Annotated in this window: 19 protein-coding genes and 1 riboswitch; of the genes, 6 read left to right on the forward strand and 13 right to left on the reverse strand. The window is 65.9% G+C overall.

The window, feature by feature from the left end; translation table 11 throughout:
• The 9 genes from HMPREF2791_RS09050 to typA form a co-directional block, all read right to left on the reverse strand.
• Positions 1-728 (reverse strand): DDE-type integrase/transposase/recombinase (locus tag HMPREF2791_RS09050; protein WP_141764958.1); only part of this gene is annotated, 728 nt, incomplete at its 3' end.
• A 122-nt stretch (positions 729-850) separates the two neighbouring features.
• The gene (locus HMPREF2791_RS09055; RefSeq protein ID WP_070845092.1) at positions 851-1,039 is read right to left on the reverse strand and encodes a hypothetical protein; all 189 of its coding nucleotides are present in this window, start codon (positions 1,037-1,039) and stop codon (positions 851-853) included.
• An 87-nt stretch (positions 1,040-1,126) separates the two neighbouring features.
• On the reverse strand, positions 1,127-1,690 hold the full coding sequence (locus HMPREF2791_RS09060; protein WP_246825494.1) for a GtrA family protein: 564 nt from the start codon (positions 1,688-1,690) through the stop codon (positions 1,127-1,129).
• 60 nt (positions 1,691-1,750) lie between these two features.
• On the reverse strand, positions 1,751-2,851 hold the full coding sequence (gene dapC, locus HMPREF2791_RS09065; protein ID WP_070845093.1) for a succinyldiaminopimelate transaminase: 1,101 nt from the start codon (positions 2,849-2,851) through the stop codon (positions 1,751-1,753).
• A 4-nt stretch (positions 2,852-2,855) separates the two neighbouring features.
• Positions 2,856-3,179, reverse strand: coding sequence for a ferredoxin (gene fdxA, locus HMPREF2791_RS09070; RefSeq protein WP_070421608.1), 324 nt, complete (start codon positions 3,177-3,179; stop codon positions 2,856-2,858).
• A gap of 13 nt (positions 3,180-3,192) precedes the next feature.
• Complete coding sequence (locus HMPREF2791_RS09075) at positions 3,193-3,516, reverse strand: hypothetical protein (RefSeq protein WP_070475074.1); 324 nt, start codon at positions 3,514-3,516, stop codon at positions 3,193-3,195.
• On the reverse strand, positions 3,513-4,385 hold the full coding sequence (gene mshB / locus HMPREF2791_RS09080; RefSeq protein ID WP_070475073.1) for an N-acetyl-1-D-myo-inositol-2-amino-2-deoxy-alpha-D-glucopyranoside deacetylase: 873 nt from the start codon (positions 4,383-4,385) through the stop codon (positions 3,513-3,515). Before mshB ends, HMPREF2791_RS09075 begins: the two co-directional genes overlap by 4 nt.
• On the reverse strand, positions 4,382-6,076 hold the full coding sequence (locus tag HMPREF2791_RS09085) for an ABC transporter family substrate-binding protein (protein WP_070845094.1): 1,695 nt from the start codon (positions 6,074-6,076) through the stop codon (positions 4,382-4,384). The genes mshB and HMPREF2791_RS09085 overlap by 4 nt, the downstream gene beginning before the upstream one ends.
• Positions 6,077-6,087: 11 nt before the next feature.
• The gene (gene typA / locus HMPREF2791_RS09090) at positions 6,088-8,004 is read right to left on the reverse strand and encodes a translational GTPase TypA (protein ID WP_070845095.1); all 1,917 of its coding nucleotides are present in this window, start codon (positions 8,002-8,004) and stop codon (positions 6,088-6,090) included.
• 165 nt (positions 8,005-8,169) lie between these two features.
• Between typA and HMPREF2791_RS09095 the strand changes: the two genes are divergently transcribed.
• The 6 genes from HMPREF2791_RS09095 to HMPREF2791_RS09120 all read left to right on the forward strand — a co-directional run bounded on the left by HMPREF2791_RS09095 (position 8,170) and on the right by HMPREF2791_RS09120 (position 15,633).
• Positions 8,170-8,841 (forward strand): Rv1157c family protein, encoded by a 672-nt coding sequence (locus HMPREF2791_RS09095; RefSeq protein ID WP_141764959.1) that lies wholly within the window; start codon positions 8,170-8,172, stop codon positions 8,839-8,841.
• 3 nt (positions 8,842-8,844) lie between these two features.
• Positions 8,845-9,381, forward strand: coding sequence for a ribonuclease FAU-1 family protein (locus HMPREF2791_RS09100; protein WP_070475069.1), 537 nt, complete (start codon positions 8,845-8,847; stop codon positions 9,379-9,381).
• Positions 9,382-9,755: 374 nt separating this feature from the next.
• The gene (locus HMPREF2791_RS09105) at positions 9,756-11,462 is read left to right on the forward strand and encodes an ABC transporter family substrate-binding protein (RefSeq protein ID WP_070845097.1); all 1,707 of its coding nucleotides are present in this window, start codon (positions 9,756-9,758) and stop codon (positions 11,460-11,462) included.
• A 134-nt stretch (positions 11,463-11,596) separates the two neighbouring features.
• Positions 11,597-12,580: an ABC transporter permease gene (locus HMPREF2791_RS09110; protein ID WP_070475067.1), complete on the forward strand. Its 984-nt coding sequence runs from the start codon at positions 11,597-11,599 to the stop codon at positions 12,578-12,580.
• 87 nt (positions 12,581-12,667) lie between these two features.
• On the forward strand, positions 12,668-13,669 hold the full coding sequence (locus HMPREF2791_RS09115) for an ABC transporter permease (protein WP_371335966.1): 1,002 nt from the start codon (positions 12,668-12,670) through the stop codon (positions 13,667-13,669).
• On the forward strand, positions 13,666-15,633 hold the full coding sequence (locus HMPREF2791_RS09120) for an ABC transporter ATP-binding protein (protein WP_070845098.1): 1,968 nt from the start codon (positions 13,666-13,668) through the stop codon (positions 15,631-15,633). Before HMPREF2791_RS09115 ends, HMPREF2791_RS09120 begins: the two co-directional genes overlap by 4 nt.
• Here the strand turns inward: HMPREF2791_RS09120 and HMPREF2791_RS09125 are convergent.
• From HMPREF2791_RS09125 to HMPREF2791_RS09140, 4 genes are all read right to left on the reverse strand, one after another.
• On the reverse strand, positions 15,620-16,087 hold the full coding sequence (locus tag HMPREF2791_RS09125) for a nucleoside/nucleotide kinase family protein (protein ID WP_070845099.1): 468 nt from the start codon (positions 16,085-16,087) through the stop codon (positions 15,620-15,622). The genes HMPREF2791_RS09120 and HMPREF2791_RS09125 overlap by 14 nt on opposite strands.
• Positions 16,084-16,845: an energy-coupling factor transporter transmembrane component T family protein gene (locus HMPREF2791_RS09130; protein WP_070845100.1), complete on the reverse strand. Its 762-nt coding sequence runs from the start codon at positions 16,843-16,845 to the stop codon at positions 16,084-16,086. Before HMPREF2791_RS09130 ends, HMPREF2791_RS09125 begins: the two co-directional genes overlap by 4 nt.
• Complete coding sequence (locus tag HMPREF2791_RS09135; RefSeq protein WP_070845101.1) at positions 16,842-18,185, reverse strand: ABC transporter ATP-binding protein; 1,344 nt, start codon at positions 18,183-18,185, stop codon at positions 16,842-16,844. Before HMPREF2791_RS09135 ends, HMPREF2791_RS09130 begins: the two co-directional genes overlap by 4 nt.
• A complete protein-coding gene (locus HMPREF2791_RS09140) occupies positions 18,186-18,803 on the reverse strand; it encodes an ECF transporter S component (RefSeq protein ID WP_070475062.1) in 618 nt (205 codons plus the stop codon).
• A riboswitch (TPP riboswitch) is annotated at positions 18,800-18,916 on the reverse strand. Its footprint overlaps the gene before it by 4 nt.
• Between the last annotated feature and the right edge of the window lie 12 nt (positions 18,917-18,928).

The raw sequence follows: 18,928 nt of genomic DNA on the forward strand, positions 1-18,928 counted from the left end.
CCCCCGCACACAAAGAATCGGACACCCTCCTCGTAGGTGTCGTTGACCTTGCGGTTTCGATCCGCCGCGCTGATCGCGTTCGACGCAGTCGAGGCATTATCCGGCACCACAACCTCAGGCACGCCCCCGAAGTAGGCGAACGCGTGGTGGTGGGCATCAAGCCAGGAATGCTGGCGCTCATCCGGACATGCGAGGGCAAAAATCATCCCTGAATACGGCATTGAGGCGACAAACACGCTGACCTTCACCCCCGGTGCGCCGTCAGGGTCGAACAGGCGCATCTTGGTGCCTGCCCAATCCACCTGCATCGTGTGCCCCGGAGTGTGGGTGATGCGTGCGGTCAAACCAGCCGCATCGACATGCGACGCCACCAGCTGGCGAAACCGGTCGTAGCTGTAATGAAGCTGGCCCGGTAAAGCTGGAGTGGTGGTGTAGCGTGCCCACAGCACTTGCAGTGTCTGCTTGTGACGCCCCGTGCGGGCTTTGACCACCGCATCGAAATCGATGGGGACAAACTCGCCCTGGCCGGTGCTGCGCCCATCTACGAATAACTCGTCGAGCTCATCATCCGTCAGCGCCAAAACCTGGTCGACGGTGCGAATCCCAAGGGATCGAAGCACCTGGTTCGACCGGGAAATCGTGCGGTGCGAGCACCCGAGCTGTTGTTCAATCTGGCGGTACGAACGCTGCTGCACAAGCAGCTTCATCACCGCCCGGTAATCCGTCATCAGCGGACTCCTTCCGGTAACCGGCTACACCCCTGTGGCGCAACCACCCGAAAGCATCACCCGCCACCGCCAACCCCGCTACCGGATACCCACTGAACCGCTACCCGAAAGTCACCACACCGCTACCAACTAGCCGGTCGCAACAGTTGGTGTTTGGTCCACCTCGTGGGGCCAAAGTAGACCGTGTGGATCGCTTCCCACTTGCTGGCCAGGTTCGGTATCACGCCGGCGGCGATGGCGGCGCGCTTGTCAAAGCCTTCAAGCACGCGGATCGTCGGTTGTGTGTTCAGAAACTCTTGGAATGGTGTCATGGCAGACAAGCTATGACCGCGCAAGCCCCAAATCTAGACCCCGGCGAAAATGTGGATAACTTTTCCTGTGAAATTCACAATCCCCAGCTAGACGGCCGATTTTGGCTTTCCGAAGGTCCAGAATTTGTTGATGATGAAGTTCACCGGCATGGCTATGAACGTCGAAATAGCCTGCGCCCAGTAGGACTTGGTGCGCAGCCCGGAAGAGTCGTCGAAGATGTGGTCCGGCAGGCCGATGGGCGTGGTCGGGTTCATCAACAGCGTCATGCACGTCAGCGACACCACGAATGCGAGCGCGCCGGTGGCTAGGAACGGGAAGAACCCGCGCAGCCAGGAGCGCCCGTGCACGCCCCGGAACGTCCAGGACCGGTTGAGCTGGTAGTTCCAGGTGTTCGCCAGCACGAACGCGAGCGTGGACATGATGTGGTACCAGCGCACGTTCCAGCGAGTGGCGCCGAGTTGCATGACCACGTCGTTGGCGTGGAGGTCAAGGCCGTTCTCCAGGGCTTTGTTGGCCAGGTAGAACACGATGAAGTTGACCAGCACGCCGGAGCCGCCGACGATGCCGAAGCGCAGGAATTGGCGCAGCCCGGCAACGAATCGCACCGCGGTGCTCCCGCCGGCTGGTGCGGCGGCGTGCTCGTGCGTCACGGACAACCTCCTCGTAAAAGTACGCAAAACTTACGTAAGTGTAGTCCCGGGAGGTCGAAGTTAAGAAACCAGGCGCTTGGCGGCTTCAGCGATGCGTTCGTCTGTGGCGGTCAGAGAGATGCGCACGTGGTTCGCGCCAGCGGGCCCGTAGAAGTGGCCGGGGGCTGCGAGGATGCCGCGGTCTGCGAGCCAGTCCAGGGTTTCGCGGGAGCTCATTGCTTCTCGACGGCACCAAAGGTACAACCCGGCATCAGAGTCGTCGATAGTAAAGCCCGCCTCCGGCAGCGCCTTCATGAGTTTGACGCGGCGCATCGCGTAAGTGGAGCGCTGCATTTCCTCGTGCATGTCGTCGCCGAGCGCTGCGACCATGGCCGCCTGGATGGGGCCAGGCACGATGAGGCCGGAGTGCTTGCGCACCAGCAGCAGTTCCTGCACGAGTGCTTCGTCGCCGGAGATGGTGCCGGCGCGGTACGACGCCAGGTTGGATGTCTTCGACAGCGAGTGCAGGGCGAGCAGCCCGGTGTTGTCGCCGCCGGTGACGGACGGGTGCAGGATGGACACCGGCTCGGCGGACCAGCCGAGATAGAGGTAGCACTCGTCGGAGGCGATGATCGCGCCCGTGTCGCGGGAGAAATCCACCCAGGCGCGCAGCTGCTCTACCGAGAGCACTCCGCCGGTCGGGTTCGACGGGGAGTTGACGAAGACAAGCGCAGCGTCGCGGGGTGCGGCCGCGGGGTCGTCGCAACGCACGACGTCGCAGTCGGCCATGAACGCGCCGACCTCGTAGGTGGGGTACGCGACCTCCGGGATGACCACCTTCGCGCCGCGCAGGCCCAGCAGCGTGGGCAGCCACGCCACGGCCTCCTTCAGGCCGATCACGGGCAGCACGGACTTGTCATTCAGCCCGGCGATACCGAAGCGACGCTCGAGCGAGGAGACGATCGTGGCGCGCAGTTCGGGCGTGCCGGCGGTCTGCGGGTAGCCGGGTGCTGCGGCGGCCTCGGTCAGCGCGAGCTGGATCGACGGCGCGACCGGGTCGACGGGGCCACCGACAGATAGGTCGATCAGCCCGCCTTCGTGCGCGGCGGCGCGCTCGCGCACGTCCGCGATGGTGTCCCAGGGAAAGTCCGGCAGCCGCGATCCGAGTGGAGTGCGAGCCAAGGGCCTAGTCCTGGTTCTGCGGCGGCAGGGCGGCCACGAACGGGTGGTCGAAGTCCTGCGGGCCGGTCTTGGCGGCGCCGCCCGGGGAGCCGAGCTCGTCGAAGAAGCCGACGTTGGCGTCGTAGTATTCGCTCCACTCGTCGGGAGTGTCGTCCTCGTAGAAAATGGCCTCGACCGGGCATGCCGGCTCGCAGGCGCCGCAGTCGACGCACTCGTCGGGGTGGATGTAGAGCATGCGCTTGCCCTCGTAGATGCAGTCGACGGGGCACTCTTCAACGCAGCCGCGGTCCATGACATCGACGCACGGTTGAGCAATCACGTAAGTCATGGCAAACAGTATGTCACTTCCGCCGAAGCATGGGCCAAACGCCACCCGCTATTCCGGCAACGAATAGCACCAAGGACCAGCCGGTTGGCGGGAGAACGGCCAGTGAAATGAAAAACGCGCATCCCCACACGCTCAGCGGCGCGAGCGCCCAGGTGTCCGACCACAGTCGTGCCGTTTTCGTCAGCACCGCGTTGAACAGCAGCGCCACAACCACCCAGATCCAGTTGAGGTAGACCACCTCCAGCACGAGCGAGACCAGCGCGCCGACGCTGAGCCACACCAGTCCGGCGATCGCCTCGCCCCGGGAGAAGTCGTCGCGCACTGCGGGTCGTGTCATCGCGCGATCCCGGTGAGCAGCGAAGCACCGTCGTCAAGCGGAAGCCCCGCGCCCAACTGGTAGTGCTCGACGCGCTGGATCGGCTGGATGATCAGGTTGGACAGCGCGTAGTACACCACCGGGCCGGCGGCGAGCGCGGCGTGGGGGTTGACGTCGGTGGTGCGCCCGTCCGCGATCCACAGCTGGGTGGCGTGCGCGCGCATCGCCTCGACCTTGGCGCTGTAGGCAGCGTTGTTGAGCTCGACGCGGACGTCGGAGGATTCCACGCCGTCGAGCTCGCCGTCGTCGGGCAGGCGCCAGCCCGCGGGTGCTTCGGCGGGCATGAGTGCGGCGGTCTCCTCGGCCAGGCGCACCGCCCATAAAATGCGCGGCACCTCCACGCGCTCGGCGGCGGCATGCGTGATCTCGTGGGCGCGGATGTGGTCCGGGTGCCCGTAGCCGCCGTCGGGGCCGTAGGTGAGCACCAGGTGCGGCTTTTCCGCTTCGAAGATGGCAGCAAGCTTCTCGACGGCCACGTCCCCCGAATTCACAAACGCCCGCGGATTCTTACTCGCGGGCGATCCCGCCATGCCGGAGTCGCGGAAGAAACCGGCGCCGCCGAGGAACTGCCCGCGCGCGCCGATCGCGTCCAGGGAACGCTGCAGCTCCTGGATACGGAAGCCGCCGAGCTGGTCCGCCTCGTCCGCGACCAGGTACTGGTAGGGCTCGCCGATGACCTCGCCTTCTTCCCCGAGGGTGCAGGTGACCACCAGCACGTCCGCGCCGCGGGCGGACAGGTCCGCGAGTGCGCCGGCGGTGGTGATCGCCTCATCGTCTGGGTGGGCGTGCACGGCCACAACGCGGTAGCCGGAAAGGTCTCGAACAGTCATGGAACCTCCTGAATCTTTGTTCGCCGCTTCACTGTATCGGCCAGTTTCCACGCGCCCGCAGACGACAGCCCGCCGGGCCACTGCCCAGGCTGCGTGCCTGCGGCGCGCACCCCGCCAGCGGTGGCAGCCAGACGGGTTTCTCGCAGAAGGGGCACCCAGAGTGCTTCCCGGTGCTCGACCGCCGCGACGCGGTCGGCGGCGATGTCGGGCGGGACCTCTCCAGCGAGGATGGCGGCGGCAAGCTCGTCACCGGCAGCTGTACAGAAACCCGCGAGGTTTCCGGCGCGGCCGTTCTCCGGCGGGCAGGCGATGCGGCCAGCGAGGGTGCTGGCGGGAGTCTCCGCGGAATCGCCGTCGTTGCGCCAATGCACCACGACGTCCACCTCGCCGGATGGGAGGCTGCGCGCGGCAATGGCGGGCAGCTCGTTGGCCACGATGCGGGCGGGCACACCGGCGTTGTTCAAAACGTCGACAAGCGAACGCGCGGCGGCGGTGGCGGCCGGATCCGCGGCATCGGCGGCGACCCGCAACACTTTGCCGTCCGCGGCGAGGGCGTGCAGCAGCGCCAGCGAGCCAGGCTCGTTCGGTGCGGCGGCGTCCACGTTGGTGCTGCGGCGGGCGGCGATGTGGGCGAGCAGGGGGACGTCGATAAGCGAACGCACCTCGGCACGCGCCTGCGGCGAAAGCCCGCTGGTGGCGGAAAGCGTCACGCCGAGGGTGCGGGTGCCCGGGAACGTGCGGGTGTCCACGTCCGGGATCAACCCGAGGACATCCGCGGTGGTGTCCTGCGGGACCATGTCCACGAACGCGAGCTGGCCACTGCGCAGCTGGTCCGCCACCTGGGTGGTGTCGCGCGCCGCGGAGAGAGTGAGGATGTCAATCGGCGCAGGGTCAGGGCCCCAGAACCTGTCGTTGCGGTTCAGCGTGACGGTGCCGTGTGCGCGGTCCACGCTGCGCACGAGGTAGCGGCCGGCGGAGGCCGGGACGGTATTGCGCAACGCGTACGCGAAATCGGCGGCGTCGGCGGCAAGCAGATGCGACGGCAAAAGGTGGCGGAACAGCACACGCCAGTCCCCCACCGGCTGGGCGAAATCCACGTCCACGACCTTGCCGCCGGGCCCGCCGACGCGCACATTCGACACTGCCCGGTATGCGGCCGGGTCCACCACACCGGCGGTGTGTGTCATTCCGCGCCACAAGTAGAGGAAATCCGAGCCGGTGATCGGGGTGCCGTCGGACCACTGCGCGTTCGGGGCGATGACGTAGCGGACTGTGAACGCGGCCGGGGACGTCGGCAGCACCGACGCCCCGACGAGCAGGTTCGGGTCCTTGGTGCCGTCTGCCTGGAATGCGCTGGGCAGGACAAGGTCGGCGATGCCGCGCACCACGGCGGACTCGTCGCCGACCAGGTGCGGGTTGAACCCCGCGCGTACGGGGTCGACGCCGATCTGCGCCTGCGGACGTCCATTGGCGGGTTCCTGGTTGGTGTCCTGCTCCTCGGCGTTGTTTGCGCCGTTAGCGCTGTCTGAGTCGCCGTTCTCGGCGTCTCGCTCGGAGACGGCATCTGGGTGGTCCTCCGGTTCCACCAGCGGCGGCGGGCCGGGGTTGGCCGCGCACGACGCCACGAGGCAGAGCACGGAAAACGCCGCCGCAGCACGGGTGGCTGGGCGGCGCGTTCTACTTAGGTGCATGGAAGAACAGGCTAGCTGTTCTTCTGCTTCGCGCGGGAGCGGGCGCGGCCGCGCTCGGTGGCGTTGAGGATGATCTTGCGCACGCGCATCGCCTCCGGGGCGACCTCGACGCACTCGTCGTCGTCGCAGAACTCGATGGCCTCGTCCAGCGAGAGGGTGCGGGCCTTCTGCAGCGTGACGGTGGCGTCCGCGGTGGCGGAGCGCATGTTGGTCAGCTTCTTTTCCTTGGTGATGTTGATGTCCATGTCCTCGTCGCGGGAGTTCGCGCCGACGACCATGCCTTCGTAGGCGTCCGCGCCCGGCTCGACGAAGAAGTCGCCGCGGTCTGCCAGCTGCTGCAGAGCGTAGGCGGTGACCTGGCCGGAGCGGTCGGCGACCAGGGAGCCGGTCGGTCGGCCCTTGATCTCGCCGGCCCACGGGCGGTGCTCGATGGAGTACGAGTTAGCGATGCCGGCGCCGCGGGTCTCGGTGAGGAAGGTGGTGCGGAAGCCGATCAGGCCTCGCGACGGCACGTCGAACTCCATGCGCACCCAGTCGCCGGAGCCGGCGTTGCCCATCGAGGTCATCTGACCCTTGCGGCTGGCCATCAGCTGGGTGACGGCGCCCTGGTGCTCGGCGGGCACGTCGATGATCATGTGGTCGTACGGCTCGTAGGTCTTGCCGTCGACCTCCTTGGTCACCACCTGCGGCTTGCCCACGGTCAGCTCGAAGCCTTCGCGGCGCATGGTCTCGATGAGCACGGTCAGGGCCATCTCGCCGCGGCCCTGCACCTCCCATGCGTCAGGACGCTCGGTGGGCAGCACCTTGATGGAGACGTTACCGATCAGCTCCTGGTCCAGGCGGGCCTTGACCATGCGGGCGGTGAGCTTGTCACCGCCGTTGCGGCCGGCCATCGGGGAGGTGTTCACGCCGATGGTCATGGAGATCGCCGGGTCGTCGATGGCAATGCGCGGCAGCGGCTCGACGTTTTCCGGATCGCAGAGGGTGTCGCCGATCATGATGTCCTCGACGCCGGAGACGGCGGCGATGTCGCCTGCAACCACGTCGTCGGTGGCCGGTACGCGGTCCAGGCCCTCGGTGACCAGAAGCTCCGCGATCTTGACGTTTTTGACCTGCTGGTTGCCCTCGGAATCGTAGTGGACCCAGGCGACGGTCTGGCCCTTCTTCACGGAGCCCTTGAACACGCGGATCAGGCCGATACGGCCCAGGAAGGAGGAAGAGTCAAGGTTGGTCACCTGCGCCTGGAACGGCGCGTCGATCTCTGCGGACGGCTCCGGCAGCACGTCGTAGATGACGTCGAACAGCGGCTGCAGGTCCTCGTTGTCCGGCAGGTTGCCGTTGCCCGGGTTTTCCAGGGAGGCGCGGCCGGCGCGACCGGACGTGTAGAGCACCGGCAGCTCGAGCAGGTTCTCGGCGGCCTCTGCGGCTTCCGGGTCCTCCAGGCCGGCGCCGAGCTCGAGGAGCAGGTCCTGGGCTTCTTCGACGACCTCGTCGATGCGGGCGTCCGGGCGGTCGGTCTTGTTCACGCAGATGATGACCGGCTTCTTGGCTTCGAGTGCCTTGCCGAGCACGAAGCGGGTTTGCGGCAGCGGGCCTTCGGATGCGTCGATAAGCAAGACAACGCCGTCGACCATGGACAGGCCGCGCTCGACCTCGCCGCCGAAGTCGGCGTGGCCCGGGGTGTCAATGACGTTGATGACTAGGTCCGCGCCGTCCTTGCCCTTGCCGGCGCGGCGGATGGCGGTGTTCTTGGCCAGGATGGTGATGCCGCGCTCGGACTCGAGCTCGCCGGAGTCCATCACGCGGTCGCCGTGTTCGCCGTGGTCACCGAACACGCCGGATTGTTCCAGCATGGCGTTGACCAGGGTGGTTTTACCGTGGTCGACGTGGGCGACGATGGCTACGTTGCGAAATTCAGGGTGCGACACAGAGATAGATCCTTTGCGTTGGCGGAAATAACGCCTAAACGATACTCCCGCCTGCACTGAATCGCATTATCCCGCCAGCAAACCGGGGCGATGCGCGCGCACGGTTCCCACAGTAATATCCCAGTTCCGCTTGACGTTGTTACGGATGTGACTAATGTGGCGCAAGTGCACAACTATCTTTCACTCTCCAGGACCGTCGTTGCGGCGGTGTGCGCTGCCGGTTTGCTGGTGACCGGAGGCGTCGCTAAGCAAACTGCCTCTGCGCAGTCCTCGTTCCTCGACCCGCTGGGCCGGCCGACGCCCGAGACCGTCGCGCGCGTCAACGCGTTCGCAGATCAGCCTCACGTCCCGCAAAAGGTGGGCAACGCGCTGCGCACCGCGGTGCAGTTCTACGCGGGTGGCGACGAGATCGGCGGCCCGCCACTGCCTGCGAACGCCCCACGGTTCACCCAGTTCTACTGGCCCACCGTCTCCGGCAACTGCATCGGCGACGGCCTCCACTCCACCGCTTCCGCGATCGCGGTACCCGGCCCGGCCGAGTCGCCCGCCCCAGGAGCAAAGGCGGGCCAGACCACCTTCGTCTTCACCGCACTCGGCACCCCGGCGGCAGCGAAAGAGCAGGACGGCATGAAGGTGTATTGGATCAACCTGGGCAATTTCCGCACCGGCGTAACGCCGTTGGGCAATAACGGGATTAACCCAACAGGACCGGCCACCTTGTCCGCGACCGCGGACACGGGCTCCGGGCGGGTTCTGGCAGTCGTTGACGGGAGTGTGCGCACCGTCGACAAGCGCTGCCCCTTTGCACCGACCGCCGCATCTATAGACGTGAGGTAACCCATGGCCGCCGATCTGCACCCCGTGAAGCAGGAGACGTTCGACACCGCAGCGAACATCAACACCGACCCAAAAGGGTTCTTGCGAGAGGTGGACACGTTCCGCGTCACCGACTTCGGCCTGTACATGGGCCGCGGCGCCGACCACCCGGAGTTCGGCTACCTGGAGAGCTGGCTGCTGCCGGAGCTTGGGCTGCGGGCAAACATCTTCCACTGGCGCGAAGGCGCCGGGTACGAGCATGACTTCTACTTCGATATCGCCGACATCGACGTCGACGGTGAGGTGTGGCGCACCCGCGACCTGTACGTGGACCTGGTGTCACTAACCGGCAACCCGATCGACGTGCTGGACATCGACGAGCTCGCCGCCGCCACCTCCGCCGGCTACATCACCGCCGAGGACGCCGAGAAGGCTATCGACGTCACGCTGACCGCCGTTGAAGGCATCACGCGCCACGGCGACGACGCGATGGAGTGGCTGCGCGCCCAAGGTATCGAGCTGACGTGGGCCGACAATGTGGAGCTGACCCCGGTCGGGTAATTAACCTCCCGTTCACCCCACCCGCTTCCCCAGCGGGTGGGGTTTTTACATTCCATGAATACCATTCACATTTTCTATAGTTTGGCAGCTTCCACGACATGTGTCACCTACACAGATTGACGTGCCGTTTTGTCAGATCATTCGGGTTTGCTGGAAAACCACTGGGCATAAAACGCAAAATACTTCCCCAAAACAATGTGAACTAGGTGACAAGTACGGTAGGTTGTGTTCAACCTGATTCACGTCGTGTTTACCGAAGGGTGCTGTACGAACCGTGTGCAGGGGCCGCCGGAAATTCCACCGGCACCATTGCCCGCCTTGGGCAACCGTCGCAAAGCAATCTGCGGACGGACGACCTACGAAAGGAACTGACCATGAGCAAACGCCTCCGTGTCGCGGCTCTCGCCGGCCTCTCCTCCATCTCCCTCGTCCTCGCCTCCTGCTCCTCGGACGGAAACTCCGAGGGCACAGCCGCAGGTGGCGGCCAGGACACAGCAAACACTCAGGCCGAGTCCTCCGGCGACAACGGCGAAAAGCTCGAAGTCAACGCCGCGGGCGACTACAACCCGCTGGAGCGCGACCAGATCCAGGACGGCGGCGAGCTCACCCTCGCGATCACCGAGATCGCCGAGCAGCAAAACCTGTTCCACGCAAACATGAACCTGTACACCCGTTCGCTGTGGACGAAGTACAATCCGGTGCTTTCGCTTTTCGACGGTGACGGCACCTACCACCCGAACCCGGCGTACCTCACCGACGTCAAGGACGAGACCGTCGACGGCAAGACCGTGGTCACCTACACCATCAACCCGGAGGCCAACTACAACGACGGCACCCCGATCGATTGGACCGCCTACGAAAACACCTGGAAGTTCAACAACGGCTCCAACCCGGAGGTGCAGGTCAACTCCACCGACGGCTACGAGCTGATCGAATCCGTTGAGCGCGGCGCAGACGACAAGCAGGCAGTGATCACCTTCAAGCAGGCGTACCCGTGGTGGGAGGGCCTCTTCGACTCCCTGGTCCCGCCGCAGGTCAAGGATGCCGACACCTTCATGAACGCCTACCTCAAGCAGGTCCACCCCGAGTGGGGCGCAGGCCCGTTCAAGGTGGAAAACGTCGACTTTGAAGGCGGCACAGCATCCTTCGTGCCCAACGAGAACTGGTGGGGCGAGAAGCCGAAGCTGGACAAGATCACCTACCGCCAGATGGAGGACCAGGCATCCCTGAACGCCTTCCGCGCAGGTGAGCTCGACGCCACCGCCGTTGGCACCCGCGACCGCCTGGCCACCGCGAAGGAAATGGGCGACGCAGTGGAGATCCGCACGGCACTGCGTCCGTCCACCTTCCTGATGACCATCAACTCCACCGCACCGGGCCTGGAAGACATCAAGGTGCGCGAAGCGATCATGCGCGGCATCGACCGCGAACAGCTCGCCGCGATCCGCTTCCAGGGCCTGGGCTACACCGAGGACCTGCCGGGCTCGTTTAACCTCTTCCAGACCCAGGACGGCTACGAGGACAACTTCGGCGAGGCTGTCCAGTACGACCCGGAAAAGGCCAAGGAGCTGCTGAAGGAGGCCGGCTACGACGAGGCGAACCCGCTGTCCGTCCGCTACGTCACCCTCGGCGACTCCCCGATGGTGCAGGCCACCACCTCCGCCCTGCAGGCGATGCTGCGCAACATCGGCATCGACGTCCAGGTTGAGGAGCGTCCGAGCTCCGACTTCTCCAAGGTCACCGCTGAGCGCGACTTCGACCTGTTCATGTCCGGCTTCAGCTCCTCCGACCCGTTCGGTGTCGCCTACTTCGGCCAGATCTACGCATCCGATTCCGAGCTGAACAAGTCCGGCACCGGCACGCCGGAGATGGACAAGCAGATCGAAGAGCTGCAGCAGATCCCGGAAGCTGAAGAGCAGATCAAGCGCGCCAACGAGCTGGAGAAGGAAGCCCTGCAGCAGTTCGGCATCATGCCGTACGCGAACGGCCCCGAGATCGTGGCCGTGAAGAAGGGCCTGGCCAACTACGGCGCCGCGTCCTTCGCGGTCCTGCCGATCGAGAACGTGGGCTGGGCGAAGTAACTTTCCCCACCTTCTACCTGGTGAAACACCCGAGATGAGTGTGAGCCCGCCCAGCGTGAGCACTGGGCGGGCTTCCGCACTTGCATCGCCGAAAACCTCCTGCACACCCGCTGACACCGGAACCGAGAGCGCACATGTTTCGATACCTGCTCAGGAAGACGCTGAGTTGGGGCCTGATCGTTTTCTTGGCCACCAACCTGACCTACTTCCTCGCTAGCTTTTTCCTCGACCCGCGAGCCAATTACTTCGGCCGCCGCCCACCTTTGCCCGAAGACCAGATCGACGCCCTGCTCGAGCCGTTGAACTTGAGCCCGAACACCCCGCTCATCGAACGCTGGTGGACCTGGCTCACCGGCATTCTCACGAGCTGGGACTGGGGCAAGTCCCCGCTCGGAGACTCGGTCAACGAGCAGGTCTCCTACCGCATCTGGGTCTCCGCCCAGCTGACGCTGTTTGCCACTCTTTTGTCCATCCTTCTCGGCGTGGCCCTCGGCGTGTACACAGCTTCGCGCCAGTACAAGCGCGCCGACCGCATGTGGCAGGGCATCTCGATTATCACCATGAACATCCACGTGGTTGTGGCGTCGATCGCCGTGGTCTGGTTCGGCCTCAAAGTCAACGAGTGGACCGGCAAGCGCGTCTTCTACGTCACCGGTGCTTCCAGCCCGGGTGTCGAGGGATTCGGCGCGAAGATGGTGGACTACGCGCAGCACCTCGTGCTGCCTACCCTGTCGCTGTTGATCATCTCGTACGCCGGCTACCACTTCATGCAGCGCACACTGCTGCTGGACAACCTGAACGCGGACTACGTGCGCACCGCCCGCGCGAAGGGGTTGACCAAGTCGAAGGCGGTGCGTCGTCACGCGCTGCGCACCTCGCTGATCCCGGTGGCCACCTCCGTGGCGTTCTCCGTGCCCGGCATCTTCACCGGCGCCGTGATGACGGAGCGCATCTTCGCCTGGCAAGGCATGGGCCAGTACTTCATCCAGACAATTGCGCGTAACGACGTCCACGGGGTCGTCGTCGTGGCCGCGTTCGGCGCCGCCATGACGGCTGTCTCCGCCATCCTGGCGGACCTCATCGTCGTTGCCCTCGACCCGCGCGTGCGCGTGAGCTAAGGAGCACCGATCATGGCACCGAACACCTCCCGCGGCGTATCCCGCAAACTGAAAGACCCCCGCGCACACAGCTCCACCAGCCTGGGCATGCACGCGAACATGCCGCTGAACGACCTCACCGCCATCTCCGAGACTGGCCGCCAGGCCGACGGCGTGATGAGCGAGGAGCGCGACACTCCCCCGCCCATCCCGAAGCAGGGCAACAGCGTCGACGACCAGCAGACGATGCGGGCGACGAGGAAGTCGAAGATCTACTTCCGCCGCTTCATGCGTAACAAGGCCGCGGTTGTGGGCCTGATTATCTTCTTCCTGCTGGTCTTGCTCGCTATTTTTGGCAAGTTCCTCACCCCGTGGAACTACCAGGATCCGGACTTTTTGAACCTGTCGGTGCCGCCGTCATCAGAGCACTGGTTCGGCACGACGGACTCCGGCAACGACCTGTTCGCCCAAGTGGTCCACGGCCTGGGCCGCTCGCTGACGATTGCGGTTCCGGCCTCGATTGCCACCACCATCATCTCGGCGATCGTCGGCGCGGGCGCAGCACTCTACGGCGGCAGTGTGGAAAAGGTCGTTTTGGCCGTCATCCACTTCCTGCTGGCCGTGCCGACCTTCCTCATCATCGCCCTGCTGGTCTCCGGCTCGGGCGGCGACTGGAAGGTGCTCACCGTCGTGCTCATCGCGTTCGGCTGGATGTACTCGGCGCGTGTGATCTGGTCGCTTTCGCTGTCCATCCGCGAAAACGACTACGTGCGCGCGGCGAAGTTCATGGGTGTCTCCCGCCCGCAGACGATCGTGCGCCACGTGATCCCGAATGTCGCCTCGCTGCTGATCATCCAGCTGATGCTGGGCATCGTCTCCACCATCATGTCGGAGACTGCGCTGTCCTTCCTCGGCCTGGGCGTGAAGCTTCCCGACGTGTCCCTGGGCACCCTGCTGCAAACCGGCACGTCGACGCTGATCACCGCCCCGTGGCAGTTCTACTTCCCGGCGCTGATCCTGACCCTGCTCACCGTGTCCATGGCGTTTATCGCAGACGGACTGCGTGACGCGCTCGACCCGAACTCGAACTCCGGAGGTTCCGCAGCATGACAACCAGCATCCACAACCCCGGCAGCGCAGGCTTCGGCGGCGCGGCCCCGGCGCCTACCGGCGACCCGGTGCTTTCGGTGCGCGACCTCAACGTCTCCTTCCCCTCGGAGGCGGGCGTGGTCCGGGCGGTGCGCGGCGTCGACTTCGACCTCTACCCTGGCCGCACTCTCGGCATCGTGGGTGAGTCCGGCTCCGGCAAGTCCGTCACCTCGCTTGCGGTGATGGGGCTGCTGCCTGAGTACGCGAACGTCACCGGCTCCGTGAAGTTCGCCGGCGACGAGCTGCTGGGCAAGTCCGATAACGCAATGTCTAAGATCCGCGGCAACGGCATCGGCATGATCTTCCAGGACCCGCTGTCCGCGCTGACGCCGGTCTACGACATCGGCACCCAGCTGGTGGAGGCGATCCAGGCGCACAACAGCATCTCCAAGTCCAAGGCGATGGACCGCGCCGCGGAACTGCTCGATCTGGTGGGCATTCCGGAGCCGAAGAAGCGCCTGCGCTCCTTCCCGCACGAGTTCTCCGGCGGCATGCGCCAGCGTGTGGTCATCGCGATTGCGATCGCGAACAACCCGAAGGTGCTCATCGCCGACGAGCCGACCACCGCTCTGGACGTGACCATCCAGGCGCAGATCCTCGAAGTGATTAAGAAGGCGCAGCGCGAAACCGGCGCCGCCTGCATCATGATCACCCACGACATGGGTGTTGTCGCCGGCACGGCGGACGACGTGCTGGTGATGTACGGTGGCCGCCCGGTGGAGCGCGCCGAGGTGCACGAGCTCTTCAGCAACCCGAAGATGCCGTACTCCGTGGGCTTGTTGGGTTCCACCCCGCGCGTGGACCAGCCGTCCAACGAACCGCTGACGTACATCGACGGCAACCCGCCGATGCTCATCGACGTCGCCGACCGCTGCCAGTTCGCACCCCGCTGCCCCATCGCCGTAGACGAGTGCTTGGCCAAAGAGCCGGCCCTGGTCCCGGACAAGGGCGACGACGATGAACACCTGGTCGCCTGCATCCGCCGCGATGAGATCATGGAGGGAAAAATCGACGGCAAGCCACTCTTCCCGGCCCCGAAGCTGCCGGAGAACAAGTACGCGGGCATCCCGCGCGAGGACCGCGAGGTCACCCTCGAGGTGGAGAACCTCTACCGCGCCTTCCCGCTGACAAAGGGCGCGTTGGTCAAGCGCCGCATCGGCACCGTGGAGGCCGTGAAGAACATCTCATTCGACGTGCGCGCCGGCGAGTGCATGGCCATCGTGGGCGAGTCGGGCTCGGGCAAGACCACCACGCTGCTGGAGATCATGAATCTCGAGCCGGAGGCGGATTCCCGCATTGTCATCTGCGGCCAGGACGCGGCGAAGATGAACTCCGCGCAGCGCCGCGAGGCACGCAAAAACATCCAGATGGTCTTCCAGGACCCGATGAGCTCGCTCAACCCGCGCATGACTGTGAAAGAGATCATCCAAGAGCCGCTGGACGCCCTCGGCTACGAGGGCGACAAGGACGCCCGCATCTCCGAACTGATGCGCACGGTGGGCCTGGACGCGAAGCAGATCGACCGCTTCCCCGGCCACTTCTCCGGCGGCCAGCGCCAGCGCATCGGCCTCGCCCGCGCGTTGGCGACCAACCCGTCGGTGATCGTGTTGGACGAGCCGGTCTCCGCCCTCGACGTGTCCATCCAGGCCGGCGTGATCAACCTGCTGGATTCGCTCAAGCGCAAGCTGGGCCTGTCCTACCTGTTTGTCGCCCACGACCTGTCGGTGGTGCGCCACCTATCGGACCGCGTGGCGGTGATGTACAAGGGCGACTTCGTGGAGTTCGGCGAAACCGACGACGTCTTCGACAACCCGCAGCACCCCTACACCAAGGCGTTGTTGTCGGCGATTCCGATCCCCGATCCGGACGCGGAGCGTGCGCGCGAGCGCACGGTGTACAAGCCGGAGGAGGTCACCCCCTCCTAACCTCCACGTCCACGGGGATTGCGGGCTGGAGCTTCTCCTGCTCGGCCCACATGTCCCACCAGGGCGCGTAGCCCGGGTCCCGCTTCAGGGCCCGGGCTTTTCGGGTTTCGGCGTCCGCGACAACCCGCAGCGTGTCCACGTCCCCGCGCGCTTTCGCCTTGCTTATCGACGCCTCCGTGACCGCCCCCACCCCCTCCACCACGAGATCCGCGCCGGGCACCAACGGCACCCATTCCGCGCGTCTATCCTGCTTCCAGTCCCAGCGCCAGAAGCCGGGTGCCACCGGGTCGAGGACGTCGTCGGCGACCATCCGGGCGCCCTCGGCGAGTCCGCCCCAGCCGGGGTAGAAGTCGTCCAGGTGCACCACCCGGATGCCGAGGGCGGCGCCGATTTGGTTGGCGAGGGTGGTTTTGCCGGAGCCCGAGGGGCCGTCGATAAGCAGGGTGTACGTCATCGCACCGCCCACACCGGGCGAAGGTAGCCGGTCGCCCACGCGAGCGCGAGCGCGGCGAGCGCGACGGCGAGGCAGGCGGCCATGACCGCCCAGTCACGGGAGTGCAGCGTGGATTCGCGCGCCCAGGAGCGCTTGTTCGGCCCGCCAAAGCCGCGCGCTTCCATGGCGGTGGCGAGCTTGCCGGCGCGGCGCAGCGACATCACCAGCAGGCCAAACGACAGCGAGAACCAGTACTTGATTTTGCCCTGGTCAGCGATTCCGCGTGCGCGGCGGGAGCGGCGCATGGCGTCGAGGTCGTCGCGAAGCAGGGTGAGCATGCGAAGCGCTGCGACGGTGCCGATGACGAAGCGTTCCGGCAGGTGCAGCACCTGCGCGAGCCCGTCGCCGAGGTCGGTGGGGTCCACGTCCGCAGACAGCAGCACCACTGGCAGGGCGATCGCGAGCACGCGCAAGATCACGGCCCACGCCAACGACACCGACAGCTCGGTGACGTGCACAAGCCCCCACTCGAGGTAGGTGTCCCCGCCCGCCTGGCCGTAGAGCGCCATGGGGATGCCCGCCAGTGGCGCGATGAGCAGGATCGGCAGCGCGCGTTTGAAGAAGCGGCCGTAGCCCAGCCCGCACACGGGCACCATGAGCAGCGTGAACGCGAGCACGAAGGTGGCGGAGACCCAGTCGATGGTGAACATCAGCGGCGTGGTCAGAAGCACCAGGCCGAGGATGCGGGTGACGGGGTTGATGCCGCGCAGCAGGTTCATCGGCCCTCCTCCGCGTCCGAGCGTGCGAGGACGCGCTCGACGTGGTCGCCCAGCGAAGCGATGAACGCCTCGTCGTGGGTGATGGACATTACGGTCACGCCCTGCTCCGTCAGCTCGCGGATCAGGCCGACGAGCTCGACGAAGGTGCGGTCGTCCTGGCCGAACGTGGGCTCGTCCAGGATGAGTAACTGCGGGGCGTTGACCAGCGCGGTAGCCACCGACAGGCGCCGCTTCTCACCGCCGGAGAGAGTGAACGGGTTCGCGTCCACCAGGTGCTCCAGGCGCAGGCGGTGCAACAGGTCGTCGATACGCTCCTGCGGCGCGCCGGACAGCGCCATCTCCTCGCGCACGGTGGCGGTGACGAACTGGTGCTCCGGCTCCTGGAACACGTACCCGATGCGGCTGGCCAGATCCCTCGACGACCACTTGATTGACGGGGAGGTCAGCCCCTGCCGGATCGTCTCCGAGTACTGGACCTCGCCCTTTTCCGGCGGGGTCAAGCCCGCCAACACTTGCACCAGCGTGGTCTTGCCGGAGCCGTTCTCGCCGGTAATAACGGTGGAATACCCCTCCGGCGCGTGCATGGTGCGCGGCGGGCCGAAACGCGTGAGCACCTCCTGCGTTGCGACGGCCGCAGGCACTCCCCGTGGCACCTTCTTCGCCGGCGGCAAGGCCGGAGCGTCCGGCAGCTCGTCGGCGCTGATGCGGGAAAGGCCCGTTTGGTCCAGTCGGTAGTAGGTCTGAACCACGTGCGCCCAGTGCTTCGGGCGGTGCTCCACCACGATCAAGGTGGCGCCGGTGCGCTGACAGACGCGGTCCACCGCGGCGATGACCTCGTCGCGCCCGCGCGGGTCTAAGTTAGCGGTGGGCTCGTCCAGGATGAGGATGTCCGCCCCCATCGCGATCACGCCCGCCAAAGCCAGGCGCTGCTTCTGACCGCCAGACAAGTGCGCGGTGCGGTGGTCCAGAGGGATGTCGAGGCCCACGGCGTCGAGGGCGCGCTGCACACGCGGCCATATTTCCTCGCGGGGTACGCCGAGGTTCTCGGCGCCGAAGGCGACGTCGTCGCCCACCCGCGACAGGATGGTCTGCGCCTCCGGGTCCTGCAGCACCATGCCGACAGTCCCGTCCACGTTCAGGGTGCCGGTGCGGCTGCCGTCCTCGGAGTCGTCGATAAGCTTGGCGATGACCGCAAGCAGCGTGGACTTCCCCGAGCCCGAATCGCCGGTAATAAGCACCCTCTCGCCGCGCGCGACGTCGAGGTCGACGTTGGAAAACGCGGGTTGCGGACGCGTCGCGTGCTGGTAGGAAAGCCCCCGCGCCGAGATGGCCAGCGACATTTACGCGGCTGTGTTGAAGCGCTCGCGGCCGGCGCCGAAGCGGTCCAGCGCGCCGGTCTGCGCCAGCGCCTTGACCAGGTAGTACGCCAGCACGCCGGCGAGGACAGCGCCGGAGATGATCAAGCAGGTCAGGTAGATCAAATTGAACTGCAGGCTCATGGCCAGGTTGGCGGAGGTGAACAGCTCCAAGATGAACGCGCCGATGCCCGCGCCGATGCCGGCCAGCGCCGCCACGGACAGGTTGAAGCGGCGGTAGGCGAACACAAGGAACACAAGCTCCGCGCCCAGGCCCTGCGCAAGCCCCGAGTACAGCGTCTCCGGGCCCCACTGGCTGCCCAGCACCGCGGAGACGGAGGCGGCGACAACCTCGACGAACAGTGCGGCGCCCGGCTTGCGGATGATCAGGCCACCCAGCACGCCTCCGATGAGCCAGATGCCCACGGCAAGGCCGCCCAGGCCCGGAGTGAGGGTGTCCAGCGCCTTGAAGCCGGCGTAGCCGATACTGTTCCACACCCAGAACAGCAGGCCGCAGGCCACGCCCAGGACGGCGGCGGTGACGATGTCTACAACGCGCCAGGAGTTCTTCTTCGGCGCTGCAGAGTTTGCGGGCACAGTCATGTGCGAATCTTCCTTCCTATCGCCGGCATTACCCGGATCAGGTGCAACGGTTCACCGAATCGTTTCGGTATCTCAGCCGCCGCTGTGTCGCGGCAGCACCCGTGTGGGGCATTCAGTTGTCGAAA

It is taken from the genome of Corynebacterium sp. HMSC034A01, assembly GCF_001838175.1.
Classification (GTDB): domain Bacteria; phylum Actinomycetota; class Actinomycetes; order Mycobacteriales; family Mycobacteriaceae; genus Corynebacterium.

Coding starts and splice junctions, on each gene's coding strand:
- HMPREF2791_RS09055 (WP_070845092.1), bottom strand. CDS start 1,039: ATGACACCATTCCAAGAGTTTCTGAACACACAACCGACGATCCGCGTG.
- fdxA (WP_070421608.1), bottom strand. CDS start 3,179: ATGACTTACGTGATTGCTCAACCGTGCGTCGATGTCATGGACCGCGGC.
- HMPREF2791_RS09075 (WP_070475074.1), bottom strand. CDS start 3,516: ATGACACGACCCGCAGTGCGCGACGACTTCTCCCGGGGCGAGGCGATC.
- mshB (WP_070475073.1), bottom strand. CDS start 4,385: ATGACTGTTCGAGACCTTTCCGGCTACCGCGTTGTGGCCGTGCACGCC.
- HMPREF2791_RS09085 (WP_070845094.1), bottom strand. CDS start 6,076: ATGCACCTAAGTAGAACGCGCCGCCCAGCCACCCGTGCTGCGGCGGCG.
- HMPREF2791_RS09100 (WP_070475069.1), top strand. CDS start 8,845: ATGGCCGCCGATCTGCACCCCGTGAAGCAGGAGACGTTCGACACCGCA.
- HMPREF2791_RS09105 (WP_070845097.1), top strand. CDS start 9,756: ATGAGCAAACGCCTCCGTGTCGCGGCTCTCGCCGGCCTCTCCTCCATC.
- HMPREF2791_RS09110 (WP_070475067.1), top strand. CDS start 11,597: ATGTTTCGATACCTGCTCAGGAAGACGCTGAGTTGGGGCCTGATCGTT.
- HMPREF2791_RS09115 (WP_371335966.1), top strand. CDS start 12,668: ATGCACGCGAACATGCCGCTGAACGACCTCACCGCCATCTCCGAGACT.
- HMPREF2791_RS09120 (WP_070845098.1), top strand. CDS start 13,666: ATGACAACCAGCATCCACAACCCCGGCAGCGCAGGCTTCGGCGGCGCG.
- HMPREF2791_RS09125 (WP_070845099.1), bottom strand. CDS start 16,087: ATGACGTACACCCTGCTTATCGACGGCCCCTCGGGCTCCGGCAAAACC.
- HMPREF2791_RS09130 (WP_070845100.1), bottom strand. CDS start 16,845: ATGAACCTGCTGCGCGGCATCAACCCCGTCACCCGCATCCTCGGCCTG.
- HMPREF2791_RS09135 (WP_070845101.1), bottom strand. CDS start 18,185: ATGTCGCTGGCCATCTCGGCGCGGGGGCTTTCCTACCAGCACGCGACG.
- HMPREF2791_RS09140 (WP_070475062.1), bottom strand. CDS start 18,803: ATGACTGTGCCCGCAAACTCTGCAGCGCCGAAGAAGAACTCCTGGCGC.